Origin of the sequence: Variovorax sp. WDL1, from assembly GCF_001541225.1 — a bacterium.
GTDB lineage: Bacteria > Pseudomonadota > Gammaproteobacteria > Burkholderiales > Burkholderiaceae_C > Variovorax.
Map to the genome: position 1 here is coordinate 69,382 of NZ_LMTS01000069.1, position 15,930 is coordinate 85,311.

Sequence of the window (15,930 nt, forward strand, 5' to 3'; positions counted from 1 at the left end):
TTGAGGCGCGCGAGCAGCTGGTCGACATCGCCCAGCACTTGCTGGACGTCGAGATCGGGGTATTCGTCCTGGGCCAGGCTGGCAGCGGCTTCCAGCAGCGGGAAGTGGTCGTCGCTCTTGACAAGCGACTCGAAGTACTCGAGTGCGGTGGGCGCCTGGAAGCTGAACGTCATGTGTCTTTGTAGAGGAGCCCGCGCCGAGCGTCAAGGCAGGGCATGCGCCGTGGATCAGCGGCGCACCAGGCTGCGCAGCTTGACGCCCACGAGCGCCAGCACCGCGAAGTACAGCAAGGCCCCGCCCAGCACCAGTGCCGCCAGCAGGCCAATGCGATGCAGGCGCTGTGCCTGCAATCCGATCCAGTCGAAGTGCTGGTTGCCCCAGACCAGCAAGGCGCTCAGCGCAGCGGTGCCCGCCAGCACCTGCAGCAGGAAGCGGCCCCAGCCCGGCTCGGGGCGATAGCTGCCGCGGCGGACCAGGCCGATGAGCAGCCAGAGCGAATTGACCAACGCACCGATCGCGATGGTGAGCGTCAGTGCCGCATGCTGAAGCAGCGGCACCAGGACGACGTTGAGCAGTTGCGTCAACACCAGGACCGCCACTGCGATCAGCATCGGCGTTCGCGTGTCGTGCTTGGCGTAGTAGCCCGGCGCCAGCACCTTGACGGCCACCAGGCCCACCAGCCCGACGCCGTAGCCCATCAAGGCCAGGCTGGTGCGCTGCACGTGGAAGTCGTTGAAGGCACCGTTGTGGAACAGCACGGCCACCAGCGGTCGCGAAAAGACCAGCAGGGCGAGGGCGCACGGCACCGACAGCATCACGACCAGGCGAAGCCCCCAGTCGAGCATCGCGGAGTAGCGAGCATCGTCCTGGGCCGCCCGGGCACTGGCGAGCTGGGGCATCAGCACCACGCCGAGCGCCACGCCCAGCAGCGCGGTGGGGAACTCCATCAGCCGGTCGGCGTTGGTGATCCAGCTCACGCTGCCGGTTGCGAGGTGGGAGGCGATCTGCGTGTTGATCAGCAGCGAGATCTGCGCCACGCTGACGCCGATAAGTGCGGGCAGCATCAGCCGCGCGACGCGGCGCGTGCCCGGGTCGGCCCAGGCGGCGCGCATCGCGCCCAGGCCGAGGCCGATGCGCGGCATCATCCCGACTCTGCGCAACGCGGGAATCTGCAGTGCCAGCTGGAGCAGCCCGCCCACCATCACGCCTGCGCACTGCGCGTAGATGGGCTCGATACCCATGCGTCGGAACCAGGGCGCGCCGACCACGATGGACAGGATCAGCGCAACGTTCAGCAGCACCGGCGCGGCCGCCGGCACGGCGAACTTGCGCCAGGTGTTGAGGATGCCGCCGGCCAAGGCGACGAGCGACATGAAGCCGATGTAGGGGAACATCCAGCGCGTCATGGCGACGGCGGCCTCGAAGCTCTCCGGGTTCTTCTGCAGGCCGCTGGCCATGGCCCAGACCATCAGCGGCGCCCCGATCACGCCCGCCACGCACAACAGGACGAGGGTCCAGGTCAGCAGTGTCCCCACATGGTCCACCAGTGCCTTGGCGCCCTCTTCGCCGTTCTCGGTCCTGGTGGCCGCCAGCACCGGCACGAAGGCCTGGCTGAAGGCGCCCTCGCCGAACACGCGCCGGAACAGGTTCGGGATACGGAAGGCGACGTAGAACGCGTCGGTCATCGCGCTGACGCCGAACACCGAGGTCATGAGTACGTCGCGGATGAGCCCGGTGATGCGGGAAGCGAGCGTCAGGAGGGAGACGGTGGAGGCGGATTTGAAGAGCGACACGGCCGGAAGTGTATGTGGCTGCCCATGCTCTCCCCGGCCCCTGGGACGGGCAGTCGCCGCTCGCCTATAATCGAGGGCTTTGCCGCATCATCCGCAGACACCGTAAGGAACACCATCCATGGCATCCACCAAGCCCAAGAAGAAGAACCCGCGCCTCGCGTCGGGCCGCAAGCGCGTCCGCCAGGACACCAAGCTCAACGCCGCCAACACCTCGCTGCGCTCCAAGTACCGCACCGCTGTGAAGAATGTCGAGAAGGCCGTCGTGGCCGGCGACAAGACCAAGGCGGCAGAACTCTTCGCGAAGGCCCAGAGCATCGTCGACACCATCGCCGACAAGGGCATCTTCCACAAGAACAAGGCTGCTCGCGACAAGAGCCGCCTGGCAGCCAAGGTCAAGACCCTGGCCCTCGCCGAAAAGGCCGCCGCCTGACGTCTTCAGGCAAGCCCGGGCCGGCCTCCCGCCAGTCCGCCGTTTGATCTGGGTGCGCTGCAGCAAAGTGAAAAACCGCCTTCGGGCGGTTTTTTCATGGGAGGGTGATTCCTACTTCCGGCTTTCTGCGGGGGGCGTCGCGTCGGGTACCAGGCAGGCCTCGGCCACCTGCAGGTTGTTGTCCCGGGCGAAGTTCATCACGAAGTCCCAGGCCATGACCTCGGCGTCGCGCAACTCGGCGCTGACGACCACGCACTTGACGCCGTTGATCACCGTCGGCACGCACCAGGGCGAATAGCTCAGGTGGCTGTCCGGCCGCGGCCCGCCCGGCCGGAACGAGCACATCACGCCCGCCAACCGCTCTGCCCAGTCGCTCGGGCGAAAGGTCCGGCCATCCTGGGTGATGCCCTGGATGAAAACTTGTTTGGCGGAGGGGGTAACCATGGATTGCGCGGAGGACGCAGGCGGTGCTGCGCTGCACAATGGATTCTATCCGGGCGGTCCCGCGAGCGGCACGGAGCGCAGCATTGCTGTGATGCGCAATCGTCAACGACGCTGCCGAAACGCAACCCTAGAATCCCTGTTCCTTTTTCGGAGATCGTATGAGCGCTACTGCCGCCCCCTCCTCGCCCCATGTCATGAACACCTACGGCCGCCTCCCGATCGCTCTGTCGCATGGCCAGGGCTGCCGAGTCTGGGACACGGAGGGCCGAGCCTACCTGGACGGCCTGGGCGGCATCGCGGTCAACACGCTGGGCCACAACCATCCCGAGCTGGTGCCCGCTCTGCAGGAGCAGATCGCCAAGCTGATCCACAGCTCCAACTACTACCACGTGCCGGGCCAGGAGCAGCTGGCGGCCAAGCTCACCGAGCTCTCGGGCCTCACCAACGTCTTCTTCTGCTGCACCGGCCTCGAGGCCAACGAAGCCGCACTCAAGCTCGCGCGCAAGTTCGGACACGACAAGGGCATCGAGCGCCCCGAGATCGTGGTCTACGAGGCCGCGTTCCACGGCCGCAGCATTGCCACCCTGTCGGCCACCGGCAACCCGAAGGTGCAGAAGGGCTTCGAGCCCCTGGTCGAGGGCTTCATCCGCGTGCCGCTCAACGACATGGAGGCACTGAAGAAGGCGACCGAGGGCAACCCGAACGTGGTGGCCGTGTTCTTCGAGACCATCCAGGGCGAAGGCGGTATCCACCCCATGCGCTGGGAGTACCTGCGCCAGGTCCGCCAGCTCTGCGACGAGCGCGACTGGCTGATGATGATCGACGAGGTGCAGTGCGGCATGGGACGCACCGGCAAGTGGTTTGCACACCAGTGGGCCGGCATCAAGCCGGATGTGATGCCCCTGGCCAAGGGCCTGGGCTCGGGCGTGCCGGTCGGAGCGGTGGTGGCCGGTCCGCGCGCCGCCAACATCTTCGCCCCGGGTAACCACGGCACCACCTTCGGCGGCAATCCGCTCGCGATGCGCGCCGGCATCGAGACCATCCGCATCATGGAAGAGCACAAGCTGCTCGACAACGCGGCCAACGTGGGCGCGCACCTCAAGGGCGCGCTGGAGCGCGAACTGGGTGGCCTGCCCGGCGTGAAGGAGATCCGCGGCCAAGGCCTGATGCTGGGCATCGAGCTCGACCGTCCCTGCGGCGTGATCCTCAATCGCGCCTGCGAGGCCGGCCTGCTGCTGAGCGTGACCGCCGACAGCGTGATCCGCCTGGTGCCGCCGCTGATCCTCAGCGTGGCCGAAGCGGACGAGATCGTCGCCATCCTCGCGCCGATCGTGAAGACCTTCCTCGCAGAGGCCACGCCATGAGCCCGGCCCCGGCGTTGCGCCACTACCTCCAGTTCTCGGACTTCACCGCCGACGAGTACGCCTACGTCTTCGCACGCGCCGCGCTGATCAAGAAGAAGTTCAAGGCCTACGAGAAGCACCAGCCGCTCACCGACCGCACCCTGGCCATGATCTTCGAGAAGGCCTCGACGCGCACCCGCGTGAGCTTCGAGGCCGGCATGTACCAGCTCGGCGGCAGCGTGGTGCACCTGACCACCGGCGACAGCCAGCTGGGCCGCGCCGAGCCGATCGAGGACAGCGCCAAGGTCATCAGCCGCATGGTCGACCTGGTGATGATCCGCACCTACGAGCAGACCAAGATCGAGGCCTTCGCCGCGCACTCGCGCGTGCCGGTGATCAACGGCCTGACCAACGAGTTCCACCCCTGCCAGATCCTGGCCGACATCTTCACCTACATCGAGCACCGCGGCTCGATCAAGGGGAGGACGGTGGCCTGGGTCGGCGACGGCAACAACATGGCCAACACCTGGCTGCAGGCCAGCGAGATACTGGGCTTCAAGGTGCACGTGAGCACGCCCAGCGGCTACGAGGTCGACCAGTCGATCGCCGGCATCCGCTCGGCCGACAGCTACCAGGTCTTCAAGGACCCGATGGAAGCCTGCCGCGGCGCCGACCTGGTGACCACCGACGTCTGGACCAGCATGGGCTACGAGGCCGAGAACGAGGCCCGCCGCGCCGCCTTCGCCGACTGGTGCGTGGACGAGGAAATGATGCGCGCGGCTCAGCCCGATGCCCTCTTCATGCACTGCCTGCCCGCCCATCGCGGCGAGGAAGTGCAGGCCGAGGTCATCGACGGCCCGCAGTCGGTGGTCTGGGACGAGGCCGAGAACCGCCTGCACGCGCAGAAGGCGCTGATGGAGTTCCTGCTGCTCGGCCGCCAGCCCGGCTGACGCCGATCGGCGCCTTTGCCGATGTTTGCGTTCTGTTGGAAATAACCGACACCACGACCCTGTTCACGGCGCTAAGTTCGCGCCATGAACCAACGCATCTGGGACATCTCGCCGCCGGTGCATGAAGGCGCGCCGGTATTTCCCGGCGACACGCCCTATCGCCAGCGCTGGGCCGCGACCATCGCGCCGGGCTGCCCGGTCAATGTCAGCGAAATCACCCTCTCCCCGCACGTCGGCGCCCACGCCGATGCGCCGCTGCACTACGACCCTGAAGGCGCGACCATCGGCGCGGTGGACCTCTCTCCCTACCTCGGTCCCTGCCGCGTCATCCACGCGATCGCGCGCGGGCCGCTGATCGAGTGGGCGCACATGGCGCATGCCGTGCACCGGCTGCCGCCGCGCGTACTGGTGCGCACCTATGAACGCGCCCCCGTCGACCGCTGGGACGGCGCGCTCGCGGCCTACGCGCCCGCCACCATCGAGCGCCTCGCGGCAATGGGCGTGAAGCTCATCGGCATCGACACAGCCAGCATCGACCCTGCCGACAGCAAGACCCTCGACAGCCACCAGGTGATCCGCCGCCTGGGCCTGCGCGTGCTCGAGAACCTCGTGCTCGACGCGGTGCCCGAGGGCGACTACGAACTCATCGCGCTGCCGCTCAAGCTGGTGACGGCCGACGCTTCCCCTGTTCGCGCGGTGCTGCGCGAGCTCGCTGCCCCATGACCATGACCCTCGACGATTGCCGGCGCCTCGATGCCGAAGACCCTCTCGCCGCGCTGCGCGGCCGATTCATCCTGCCCGAGGGCGTGATCTACCTGGACGGCAACTCGCTCGGCGTGCTGCCCAGGGCCACGCCTTCGCGCGTTGCCGAAGTAGTCGCCCACGAGTGGGGCGAAGGCCTGATCCGTTCCTGGAACAGCGCGCGCTGGATCGACCTGCCGCAGCGCCTGGGCGACAAGCTGGCCCGCCTGATCGGTGCCGCCCCGGGCGAGGTCGTCTGCACCGACGGCACCTCGGTCAATCTCTACAAGGTGCTGTTCGCCGCCCTCTCGCAGATGAAGCCCAGCGGCCGCCGCGTCGTGGTCAGCGAGCGCAGCAACTTCCCGACCGATCTCTACATCGCGGAATCGCTGTGCCGCGAGCGCGGCTTCACGCTGAAGCTGATCGACGAAAGCGAGTTGCCCGCCGTGCTGGACGACCAGGTCGCGGTGCTGATGCTGACGCACGTCAACTACCGCACCGGCGCGATGCACGACATGAAGGCGCTCACCGCCGCCGCCCATGGGGCCGGCGCGCTCACGGTCTGGGATCTCGCGCACAGCGCGGGCGCGGTGCCGGTCGAGCTCAACGACAGCGAGGCCGACTATGCCGTTGGATGCGGCTACAAATACCTCAATGGCGGCCCGGGCGCGCCGGCCTTCGTGTGGGTGCATAAGAGGCATGCGAGCCGTTTCGAGCAGCCCCTGTCGGGCTGGTTCGGCCATGCGGCGCCCTTCGAGTTCACGCCGCACTACCGGCCCGCGCCGGGCGTGACACGCTACCTCTGCGGGACCCAGCCCATCATCGCGCTGTCTGCACTGGAATGCGGGATCGATTCGGTGCTCGCGGCCGAGCCTTTCGACGGCGGCCGCGGCGGCATGGCGGCACTGCGCGCCAAGTCTCTGGCCCTGACCGATGCGTTCATCGCCCTGGTCGAGGAGCGCTGCCCAGGCCGCTTTGCGCTGGTCACGCCTCGCGAGCATGCCCGGCGTGGCTCGCAAGTCTGCCTCGCGCTCGCCGACAGCGGACCCGGCGCCTACGCCATCGTGCAGGCGCTGATCGCCCGCGGCGTGATCGGCGACTTCCGTGCCGGCGACGCCCGGACTCCGGACATCCTGCGCTTTGGCTTTACCCCCCTCTACCTGGGTTTCGAGGACGTCTGGAACGCCGTCGAGCACCTGGTGCAGGTGCTGGAACGCGAGGAATGGAAGCGGCCGGAGTTCAACCAGAAGCTCGCCGTGACCTGAAGGGAGCGATCATGAACTGCACGGCCGCTCCGAAGGCGAATGGCACCGTAGCCGAAGGCGGAGGTTTTTGAATGAGCACCGAAAAGATCGTCCACGAGGAAAAGGCGCAGCTCGACTTCAGCGCCTCGATGAGCTATAGCGACTACCTCAGCCTCGACGCCATCCTCAACGCCCAGCACCCACGCTCGCCGGCGCACGACGAGATGCTCTTCATCGTGCAGCACCAGACCAGCGAGCTGTGGATGAAGCTGATGCTGCACGAGCTGCGCGCCGCGATCCGCTGCGTCGCCGAGGACGAGCTTGCGAGTGCCTTCAAGATGCTGGCGCGCGTCTCGCGCATCATGGAGCAGCTGGTGCATGCCTGGGATGTGCTGGCCACCATGACGCCGCCCGAGTACAGCGCGATGCGGCCCTACCTCGGCAGCTCCAGCGGCTTCCAGAGCTGGCAGTACCGATGCATCGAGTTCGCACTCGGCAACAAGAACGCCGCCATGCTCAAGCCCCATGCGCACCGGCCCGAGCTGCTGGCCGAGGTCGAGGCGGCCTGGCGCGCGCCCTCGCTCTACGACGAGGCGCTGCGCCTGCTGGCGCGCCGGGGCTTCGCCATCCCGGCCGACCACGTCGAGCGTGACTGGACCCGGCCGTACGAATGCAGCGACGGCGTGGAGCAGGTCTGGCTGACCGTCTACCGCGACCCGAAGCAGCACTGGGATCTCTACCAGTTGGGCGAGGAGCTGACCGACCTGGAAGACGCATTCCGCCTCTGGCGCTTCCGCCACGTGACCACCGTGGAGCGCGTGATCGGCTTCAAGCGCGGCACCGGCGGCACGGGCGGCGTGAGCTACCTGCGCAAGATGCTCGACGTGGTGCTCTTCCCCGAGATCTGGAAGCTGCGCACGGATCTCTAGTTCTAGCCTGATCGGCCCGGCGGCACCGCTGGAAACTTCGCCGTTGCCAGACGGTTCTGGACGGCCTGCGCGGCCGCCTTCAGATCGCGGAGATGGCGCTTCACGACCTCCTGCTCGGTCGCAACCGCCGGCAGCCACGCGCAACTGATGCAGCCCACCACCACATCCCCGAGCTGAATCGGCACCGAGATGGCGCCGAATCGCTCCGGCGAATCCAGGCTCGTCGGACTCGGGTCGCGCGATGCATATCCCTGCGCCCGGTAGCGGGCGGGCCAGTCGGCGGCACCATGCGCCTTCAAGGCGGCTCGGTCGACCTCGTAGGGCGAACGCGCCAGCCCTCCCAGCAGCCTGCGCCGTTCGGCTTCCGGGCAGAACGCGAGGTAGCAGCGCCCGAGCGACGAGAGCAGCAGCCGCGGGCGAAAGCCGAGCACGCGGTAGTTGACCGCGAGCCCGTTGATCGGCCGGTGGGTGTCGAGGATCAGCATCGCGAGCCCGTCCAGCACCGCGAGGTCGGTCGGCCAGGGGACGACCCGCTGCAACTGCTCCCGCGGTTGCGTCGCGAGCGCGGAAAGTCGGGTGCGCCATTCCAGGGCAAGTCCCGAGTCGCCGGGGCTGGCCGCTGGCACATAGCGGTTCTCGATCTCGTTGCGCTCGATCCACCCGGCCTCCTGCAACGTCCTCAGGATGCGCAGCAACGTGGCCTTCGACAGCGAGGTCTGGCGGTGCAGGTCCGCCAGCGTGGCGGCGGACGACTGCTGGATGGACCAGAACACATCGAGCCCGCGGCGCAGTGCGGTGATCGACTTCACGCCGGGCGCGGGCCCGGCGCTGCGGAAACTGTCGCGACGCAATTGGTTCATTGAGTGAAATTATGTCTGGCTGCACTGGGGCACGGCCCACAGAATTCGCTCGCTTCCTTCATCCCATCACAGCGGGCCCGAGCCCAGGAGACACCCTCATGAAAGCCCTTCGACGACAGCTCACGCTCGGCGCCCTCGCGCTCGCCTGCGGCCTCGCCATCGCACCCGCCACGGCCCAGGCGACTTATCCCGCGAAGCCGATCTCCATCATCGTGTCCTACCCACCCGGCAGCGACACCGACTCGATCGCACGCATGCTCGCCGAGCGCCTGGCGCAGCGCCTGAAGCAGCCGGTGATCGTGGACAACAAGCCGGGCGCGGGCGGCACGCTCGGCAACTCGTTCGTCGGCCGCGCGGCGCACGACGGCTACACGCTGCTTTTCACGCCCAACCCTTTCACTACCGCGCCAATGGTGCTGCGCCTGTCGCCCGCCGCCAGCTATGACGTGCTGCACGGGTTCGAGCCGATCATCCAGATCGCGACCCAGCCCCTCGTGCTGGTGGCCCACCCGGGGGTCGGCGCGAAGTCGGTGCCGGAGATGGTCGCGCTGGCCCGCTCCGGCAGGACGCTCAGCTACGCCTCCCCGGGCGCCGGCTCGCCGATGCACATCGCGGGTGAATGGCTCAACCGCGCTGCCGGCGTGAAGATCACGCATGTGCCGTACCGTGGCGTCGCCCCATCGGTCAACGACGTCGTCGCCGGCCATGTCGACACGGCCTGGGTGACGCTCGGCGTCGTGAGCCAGTACACCAGCCAAGGCCGGCTCCTTCCCCTGGCGATCGGCGATGCCACCCGTTCGCCGCTCGCGCCCCAGGTGGCTACGCTTGCCGAACTGGGCTACAGGGACGTCGTTGTCGGCGCCTGGAACGGGTTCTTTGCTCCCAAGGGCACGCCGATGGAGGTCGTGCGCCTGCTCAACGGCCATCTGAACGAGATCATCAAGTCGCCCGAGGTGGTGAGCAAGCTGGCGACCTTCGGTGCCCAGCCGGTCGGCGGCGCACCCGAGGTGCTGGCGAAGACCAATGCCACCGAATATCAAGTGATGGGCAAGCTGATCAAGGACCTGGCCATCACGGCCGACTGAGGCGGGGCTCCCATGAGTGCTTCCACGCTGGGCACCTCGGTGCCCCAGGTCAATGCGCGCTCCAAGGTCACGGGACGCGCTCTGTACGCCGGCGACATCCAATTCCCCGGCATGCTGCACGGCAAGGTGCTGCGCAGCCCCTATCCGCATGCCCGCATCGTGCACATCGACGCGACGCAGGCACTCGCGCTGCCCGGCGTGAAGGCGGTCGTGACGGGCGCCGACGGGCCGCCGGTGCCCTGGGGCGTCCACCACAAGGAGCGGCTCACGCTCGCACGCGACGTGGTGCGCTTCGCCGGCGAGGAAGTGGCCGCCGTTGCCGCGACGAGCGAAGAGATCGCGCGCGACGCGCTGGACCTGATCCAGGTCGAGTACGAGGAACTGCCCGCCCTCCTCACGCCCGACGAGGCGCTGGCCCCGCAGGCACCGCCGGTCCATCCCGGCCGCGCCGGCAACATCTCGCACGAGATCCGCTTCGAGCGCGGCGACGTGGATGCGGGCTTCGCGCAGGCCCACCTGGTGCATGAGGCGACCTACACCACGCATGCGCAATACCCCGGCTACATGGAGCCGATGGCCTCCGTGGCGGCGGTCGACGCCGACGGCCGCCTGCAGGTGTGGACCTCGACGCAGTCCGCGTTCCTGGTGCGCGCCCGCCTGGCCGCTGTGCTCGAACTGCCGGTCTCCCGCGTGCGCGTCATCCAGGCGACCACCGGCGGCGGCTTCGGCGGCAAGATCATCGAGGACGCCAACAGCCTGATCGCCGGACTGCTGGCGCTGCGCACCGGCAGTCCGGTACGGCTCGTCAACACGCGGCTGGAAGATTTCCTCGCCTGCGCCACCAGCGTGCCCGAGCACATCACCCTCCGCCTCGGCATGGACCGCGAGGGCCGGATCGTTGCCAAGGACGTGCGCATCGTCGCCGACTGCGGCGCCTACAGCGGCTTGTCGGCGGAAGTCATGCATGTCAGCGCGATGCGCAGCGACAACATGCACCGCAACGGGAACGTGCGCTCGCACGCGACGCTGGTCTACACGCACACACCGCCGCACGGGGCCTTTCGCGGCTTCGGCGGCACGCAGATGCTGTTCGCTCTGAACAGCCACATCGACACCATGGCGCGCCAGCTGGACCTCGATCCGCTGGAGGTCCACCGGCTCAACGCGATCGAGCGAGGCGAGACCTCGGTGCACGGCTGGAAGATCGGCAGCACCGGACTGCTCGAATGCCTCACGCAATGCGCCGACGCGATCGGCTGGAGCGCCAGGCGCAGCCGCAACGCCGTGAAAGGCGCGAAGCGGCGCGGGCTCGGCTTGGCCGCGGCCATGCACGTGAGCGGCAACCGGACCATCGGCGACTGGGACGGCTCCAGCGTGATGCTGAAGATCGACGAGGACGGCCGTGTCATCCTTCATAGCAGCGAAGCGGACATGGGCCAGGGAGCCATGACCATGCTGTCGCAGGTCGTGGCGCACGAGCTCGACATCCCGCTTGCGCATGTCCACGTCGCGCCGCCCGACACCGACAGCTCGCCCTGGTGCATCGGCTCGCTCGCCTCGCGCGTCACCATGGCAGCAGGCAATGCGGCCATCGTGGCGGCGCGCGCCGCGCGCGACAAGCTGCTCGCGCAAGCCGCAGCAATGCTGCAGGCCCCGGCCGGCGAGCTGCAATGCGCGGGGGGCACGGTGCATGTGCGCGCAACGCCGCAACGCAGCCTCACGCTGGCCGAGCTGGCGCGCGCGCGCCTCTGGCGCCAGGGCGGTGAAGGCATCCAGGTCATCGGCACCTGGGATGCCAGGACCGAGATGTTCGACAAGAAGACCCTCATGGGCAACATCGCGCCGGCCTACTCCTTCGCTGCGCAGGTGGTCGAGGTCGAAGTCGACACCGAGACCGGACAGGTCACTCTTGTCGACAGCTTCGTGTCCGACGACTGTGGAAGGGCCCTCAATCCGCAGGCAGTCCACGGGCAGAGCAACGGCGCTGCCGCGCAGGCGATCGGCTGGACGCTGTACGAGCGCCTGCAACTGGAGGACGGCCGCATTGCCAACGGCAACTTCGCCGACTACACCATGGCCACGTCCGACGCGCTGCCCATGCTGCGCAGCGGCATCGTGGAATCGAACGACCCCCATGGCCCCTATGGCGCCAAGGGCGCGAGCGAAACGGCGATCCTGCCCGGCCCGGCTGCCATCGCCAACGCCGTCTTCGATGCGGTCGGCGTCCGCATCACGGAACTGCCGATCACGCCCGAGAAGTTGCTGGCCGCGCTGCGCCGGCGCGGGGAGCCGCGCCATGCATGAGTTCGACTTCCTGCAGCCGCGCACGGTGACCGAGGCGAGCCGCATGCTCGCCGATCTGGGGGACGATTGCCGGGTGATGGCCGGCGGCACGGCCTTGCTGCTGGCCATGCGCCAGCGCATGGCGGCGCCGTCCCACGTGGTCTCGGCCATGCAGATCGAGGGGCTGCGCGGCATTTCCTTCGATGAGCGCGAGGGGCTGCGCATCGGCGCGCTGGTCAAGCATGCCGAGCTGGCACGCTCCGATCTCGTCCGGCGCCACTACCCGATGCTCGCGGCGATGGCCTCGCAGGTCGCCAACCCGCAGGTTCGCAACCAGGGCACGCTGGGCGGCAATCTCTGCTATGCCGACCCTGCCACCGACCCGCCCGGCTGCTTGATGGCGCACGGCGCGCAGTTGGTCCTGGGCAGCGCGCGCGGCGAGCGGGTCCTCCCGATCGAGGAGTTCCTGGTGGACTACTACGTGACCGCGCTCGAGCCCGACGAGCTGGTGGTGGAGATCCGCGTGCCGGCACCGCCCTGCGATGCCGACGGCCGCTACGCGCGTTTCCTGCGCACGGCCGCGGAGCACAGGCCGCTCGCCAGCGTGTCGCTGATGACGCGGCGCGAGGGCACGCAGTGTCGCGAGGCGAGGCTGGTCGTGGGCGCGTCGGTGCCCGTTCCGCGCCGGCTCGCCCGCGCCGAGGAATTCCTCCGCGGCCGAACGATCACTGAGGTCGTGGCCACGGAGGCCGCCGACATCGTTGCCGCCGACATCGAACCCATCTCGGACATCCGCGGGAGCGCCAATTTCCGGCGCGACATGGTGAGGGTCGCCTGCCGCCGGACCATCGCCGACCTGTTCGGCCTGACTGGAGAAAACAAATGAGCCACACCGCCGTTCCGAAGGCGAATAGCACCACAGCCCGCAGGGCGGAGGTTATCCAATGAGTCATCACACCATCGCCCTGGTCGTCAACGGGCAGCGGCAGGAGGCGGACGTCCCCGCGCGCAGGCTGCTGTCCGACTTCCTGCGCGACGATCTACACCTGACGGGCACCAAGCGCGGCTGCGAGACCGGCGTCTGCGGTGCCTGCTCGGTGCTGATCGACGGCCAGGTCGTGAAGTCCTGCCTGTCGCTGGCGGTGCACGCGGACGGCTGCGCCGTCACCACGGTGGAAGGGCTGGCGCAGGATGACCGGCTGCACCCTTTGCAGGAGGCGTTCATGCGCTGCGGTGGGCTCCAGTGCGGCTACTGCACGCCGGGCTTCCTGATCGCCTCGTGCGCGCTGCTGGCACACAACCCCGCACCATCGGAGCGCGAGGTGCGCCACGGCCTCAACGGCAACCTGTGCCGCTGCACCGGCTACAGCCAGATTGTGGAGTCCGTTCTGGACGCCGCGGAGAAGATGCATGGAAATTGAAAAGACCCTGACCTTTGCCGCACCGCCCGCGCGGATCTGGGCGCTGCTGCTGGACCCCGAGGTGATGGGCGGCTGCGTTCCCGGCATGCAGTCGATCGAGGTGGTGAGTCCCACCGAGTACAAGGCGCTGATGGCGGTGAAGATTGCCTTCATAAGCGCGAAGTTCAAGCTGAGGACGACCATTCTCGAGCAACGCGCGCCATGCTATTTGCGCTGCGAAGGTACCGGCGAGGACGCCTCGGTGGCCAGCTCGCTCAAGCAGCAGAGCGAGATGTTCCTGGCCGAACAGGCCGACGGCAGCACCGAGCTGCGCATGAAGGTGAAGGTCGACGTGCTGGGTCGGCTGGGCAGCTTCGGCCTCGGTGTCATGAAGACCAAGGCCGACCGCATGTGGGATGAGTTCGGGCAGAACCTGGCGAAGCGGATCGAGTCGCAGCAGGAGCAACCGACCGGGACACCAAACGCCCTGGAGGCGGAAGCCGCACCGCTGCCGCCGGAGAGCGTCGGCTGGTGGTTGCGCCTGCGCGACCGCCTGCAGCCGGCGACAAAGGAATGAAGATGAACACGCCTCCCGGCCATCGAACGATCCAGACAGCCTCCCACTGGGGCGTCTACAACGTCGAGATCGATCCGCGCGGCCAGATCGTCAGGACCACGCCATTCAAGGCCGACCCGCATCCGTCGAAGTACGTGGCGAGCTTGCCGGAGACTGTTCGCAGCCCGCTGCGGATCACCCAGCCCCATGTCCGCGCAGGCTACCTCCAACGCGAGAAGACGCGCAAGCGGGGCGGCGAGCCCTTCGTTCCCGTCGGCTGGGACGAGGCGCTGGACCTGGTCGCCGGCGAGCTGGCGCGCGTCAAGTCCCGATTCGGTAACGAAGCGATCTATGGTGGGTCTTACGGATGGGCCAGTGCCGGGCGCCTCCATCATTCCCCCAGCGTCCTCAAGCGCTTCCTCGGTCTGCATGGCGGCTACGTCGACAAGCGCGGCAACCACAGCTTCGGGGCCGCGCTGCAGATCGCCCCCTACGTCCTGGGCCGCTCAGACATCACGGAGATGGTGGTGCCCTGGCCCGACGTGGTGGCGTCGGCCGAGCTGGTGATCATGTTCGGCGGTGCCTCGCTGAAGAACACCCAGATCGATGCTGGCGGCGCCGTGGCGCACGAGAGCCCGGACTGGTTCAAGCGCGCTCGCGCGGCAGACATTCGCTTCGTCAACATCAGCCCATCGCGCCAGGACCTGCCTGCGGAGGTGAAGGCCGAGTGGGTTCCACTGCGTCCCAACACCGACGTCGCCCTGATGCTGGGCATCGCGCACACCCTGGAGACGGAAGACCTGTGCGACCGCGCCTTCCTCGCGACGCACTGCGAGGGCTACGAGCGATTCGAGGCTTATCTCATGGGACGCAAGGATGGCCAGCCCAAGGACGCGCGCTGGGCGAGCCGCATCACCGAGGTGCCGACGGAGGCGATCGAAGGGCTGGCGAGAACGATGGCCCGCTCGCGCACCCTCATCACGACCAGTTGGTCGATCCAGCGTGCCGACCACGGGGAGCAGCCGGTCTGGATGACGATCACGCTGGCGGCCATGCTCGGCCAGATCGGGCTGCCGGGACGCGGCTTCAGCCTGGGCTTCGGCGCGGTCAACGGCACGACAAGGCCGCACCATGACGACCTTCCGCGGCCGACGCTACCGCTGGGCCCCAATCCCGTGAAGGCCTATGTGCCGGTCGGACGCGTCGGCGACATGCTGCTGCGCCCGGGCGCGACGATCGAGTACGACGGCAAGACCATCACCTACCCGGACATCAAGCTGCTGTACTCGATCGGAGGCAATCCCTTCCATCACAACGGCAACCTCAACCGGTTCCTGGAGGCCTGGCAGCGGCCGGACACGGTGATCGTCCACGAGCCATGGTGGAACCCGGCCGCCAAGCATGCGGACATCGTGCTTCCGGCGACCACCACGATGGAGCGCAACGACATCCTCGCGCAGGAGTACACGCCCTTCTGGATCGCGATGAAGCAGGTGATCGAGCCCGTGGGCCAGGCGCGCAACGACTTCGACATCATGGCGAGCCTGGCGGCCCGCCTGGGCTTCGGCCCAGCCTACACGGAGGGGCGGGCCGAGTTCGGATGGCTGAAGCACATGTACGACGGCGCGCGTGCGCGAGCCCGGGCCCTCGGCTTCGACCCGCCGGAATTCCAGGCATTCTGGGAAGCAGGGGCATACGAGTTTCCAACGCCATCCGAGGCCAAGGTCCTGCTCGACGACTTCCGGCGCGATCCCGCCGCGCACCCGCTGTCCACACCGTCGGGGCGGATCGAGATCTTTTCGAGCACCATCGCGGGCTATCGGTATGCGGACTGCCCGCCACATCCGGCATGGCAGGAGCCCGCCGAGTGGC

At 68.1% G+C, this 15,930-nt stretch carries 14 protein-coding genes and 2 pseudogenes; 12 read left to right on the forward strand and 4 right to left on the reverse strand.

Annotated features, from left to right (window positions below; translation table 11 throughout):
- Together APY03_RS43520 and murJ are read right to left on the reverse strand one after the other, a co-directional pair.
- A pseudogene (locus APY03_RS43520) lies at nucleotides 1-173 on the reverse strand (transglutaminase); the annotation flags it as partial.
- 54 nt (nucleotides 174-227) lie between these two features.
- Complete coding sequence (gene murJ / locus APY03_RS09590) at nucleotides 228-1,793, reverse strand: murein biosynthesis integral membrane protein MurJ (protein WP_068676178.1); 1,566 nt, start codon at nucleotides 1,791-1,793, stop codon at nucleotides 228-230.
- A 118-nt stretch (nucleotides 1,794-1,911) separates the two neighbouring features.
- On the opposite strand from murJ, the gene rpsT reads away from it, so the two are divergent.
- Nucleotides 1,912-2,223 (forward strand): 30S ribosomal protein S20, encoded by a 312-nt coding sequence (rpsT, locus tag APY03_RS09595; protein WP_068676180.1) that lies wholly within the window; start codon nucleotides 1,912-1,914, stop codon nucleotides 2,221-2,223.
- A gap of 111 nt (nucleotides 2,224-2,334) precedes the next feature.
- On the opposite strand, the gene APY03_RS09600 is transcribed toward rpsT, so the two are convergent.
- Nucleotides 2,335-2,667, reverse strand: a complete 333-nt coding sequence (locus APY03_RS09600) for a DUF3579 domain-containing protein (RefSeq protein WP_068676182.1) — start codon at nucleotides 2,665-2,667, stop codon at nucleotides 2,335-2,337.
- 158 nt (nucleotides 2,668-2,825) lie between these two features.
- Here APY03_RS09600 and APY03_RS09605 point away from each other — a divergent pair, with 158 nt between their 5' ends.
- From APY03_RS09605 to kynA, 5 genes are all read left to right on the forward strand, one after another.
- Nucleotides 2,826-4,031: an aspartate aminotransferase family protein gene (locus APY03_RS09605; protein WP_068676184.1), complete on the forward strand. Its 1,206-nt coding sequence runs from the start codon at nucleotides 2,826-2,828 to the stop codon at nucleotides 4,029-4,031.
- Complete coding sequence (argF, locus tag APY03_RS09610; protein WP_068676186.1) at nucleotides 4,028-4,960, forward strand: ornithine carbamoyltransferase; 933 nt, start codon at nucleotides 4,028-4,030, stop codon at nucleotides 4,958-4,960. The genes APY03_RS09605 and argF overlap by 4 nt, the downstream gene beginning before the upstream one ends.
- A gap of 84 nt (nucleotides 4,961-5,044) precedes the next feature.
- Nucleotides 5,045-5,683 (forward strand): arylformamidase, encoded by a 639-nt coding sequence (gene kynB, locus APY03_RS09615; protein WP_068676188.1) that lies wholly within the window; start codon nucleotides 5,045-5,047, stop codon nucleotides 5,681-5,683.
- On the forward strand, nucleotides 5,680-6,966 hold the full coding sequence (gene kynU, locus APY03_RS09620; RefSeq protein ID WP_068676190.1) for a kynureninase: 1,287 nt from the start codon (nucleotides 5,680-5,682) through the stop codon (nucleotides 6,964-6,966). Before kynB ends, kynU begins: the two co-directional genes overlap by 4 nt.
- 71 nt (nucleotides 6,967-7,037) lie before the next feature.
- Nucleotides 7,038-7,874, forward strand: a complete 837-nt coding sequence (gene kynA, locus APY03_RS09625) for a tryptophan 2,3-dioxygenase (RefSeq protein ID WP_068676192.1) — start codon at nucleotides 7,038-7,040, stop codon at nucleotides 7,872-7,874.
- A 2-nt stretch (nucleotides 7,875-7,876) separates the two neighbouring features.
- Here the strand turns inward: kynA and APY03_RS09630 are convergent, their stop codons facing one another.
- Nucleotides 7,877-8,683, reverse strand: a complete 807-nt coding sequence (locus APY03_RS09630) for a helix-turn-helix domain-containing protein (protein WP_232324212.1) — start codon at nucleotides 8,681-8,683, stop codon at nucleotides 7,877-7,879.
- A 149-nt stretch (nucleotides 8,684-8,832) separates the two neighbouring features.
- Between APY03_RS09630 and APY03_RS09635 the strand changes: the two genes are divergently transcribed.
- The 6 genes and pseudogenes from APY03_RS09635 to APY03_RS09660 all read left to right on the forward strand — a co-directional run.
- A complete protein-coding gene (locus APY03_RS09635) occupies nucleotides 8,833-9,819 on the forward strand; it encodes a Bug family tripartite tricarboxylate transporter substrate binding protein (protein ID WP_068676196.1) in 987 nt (328 codons plus the stop codon).
- A 12-nt stretch (nucleotides 9,820-9,831) separates the two neighbouring features.
- Nucleotides 9,832-12,123, forward strand: a complete 2,292-nt coding sequence (locus APY03_RS09640; protein ID WP_068676198.1) for a xanthine dehydrogenase family protein molybdopterin-binding subunit — start codon at nucleotides 9,832-9,834, stop codon at nucleotides 12,121-12,123.
- Nucleotides 12,116-12,988, forward strand: coding sequence for an FAD binding domain-containing protein (locus APY03_RS09645; protein WP_068676200.1), 873 nt, complete (start codon nucleotides 12,116-12,118; stop codon nucleotides 12,986-12,988). The genes APY03_RS09640 and APY03_RS09645 overlap by 8 nt, the downstream gene beginning before the upstream one ends.
- A 58-nt stretch (nucleotides 12,989-13,046) precedes the next feature.
- Nucleotides 13,047-13,523 (forward strand): (2Fe-2S)-binding protein, encoded by a 477-nt coding sequence (locus APY03_RS09650; RefSeq protein WP_068676202.1) that lies wholly within the window; start codon nucleotides 13,047-13,049, stop codon nucleotides 13,521-13,523.
- Nucleotides 13,513-14,010, forward strand: a pseudogene (locus APY03_RS09655) (CoxG family protein); the annotation flags it as partial. The gene APY03_RS09650 and the pseudogene APY03_RS09655, both read left to right, overlap by 11 nt.
- A 71-nt stretch (nucleotides 14,011-14,081) precedes the next feature.
- Nucleotides 14,082-15,930: molybdopterin-dependent oxidoreductase (locus APY03_RS09660; RefSeq protein ID WP_232324213.1), on the forward strand; the 1,849-nt coding region annotated here is incomplete at its 3' end.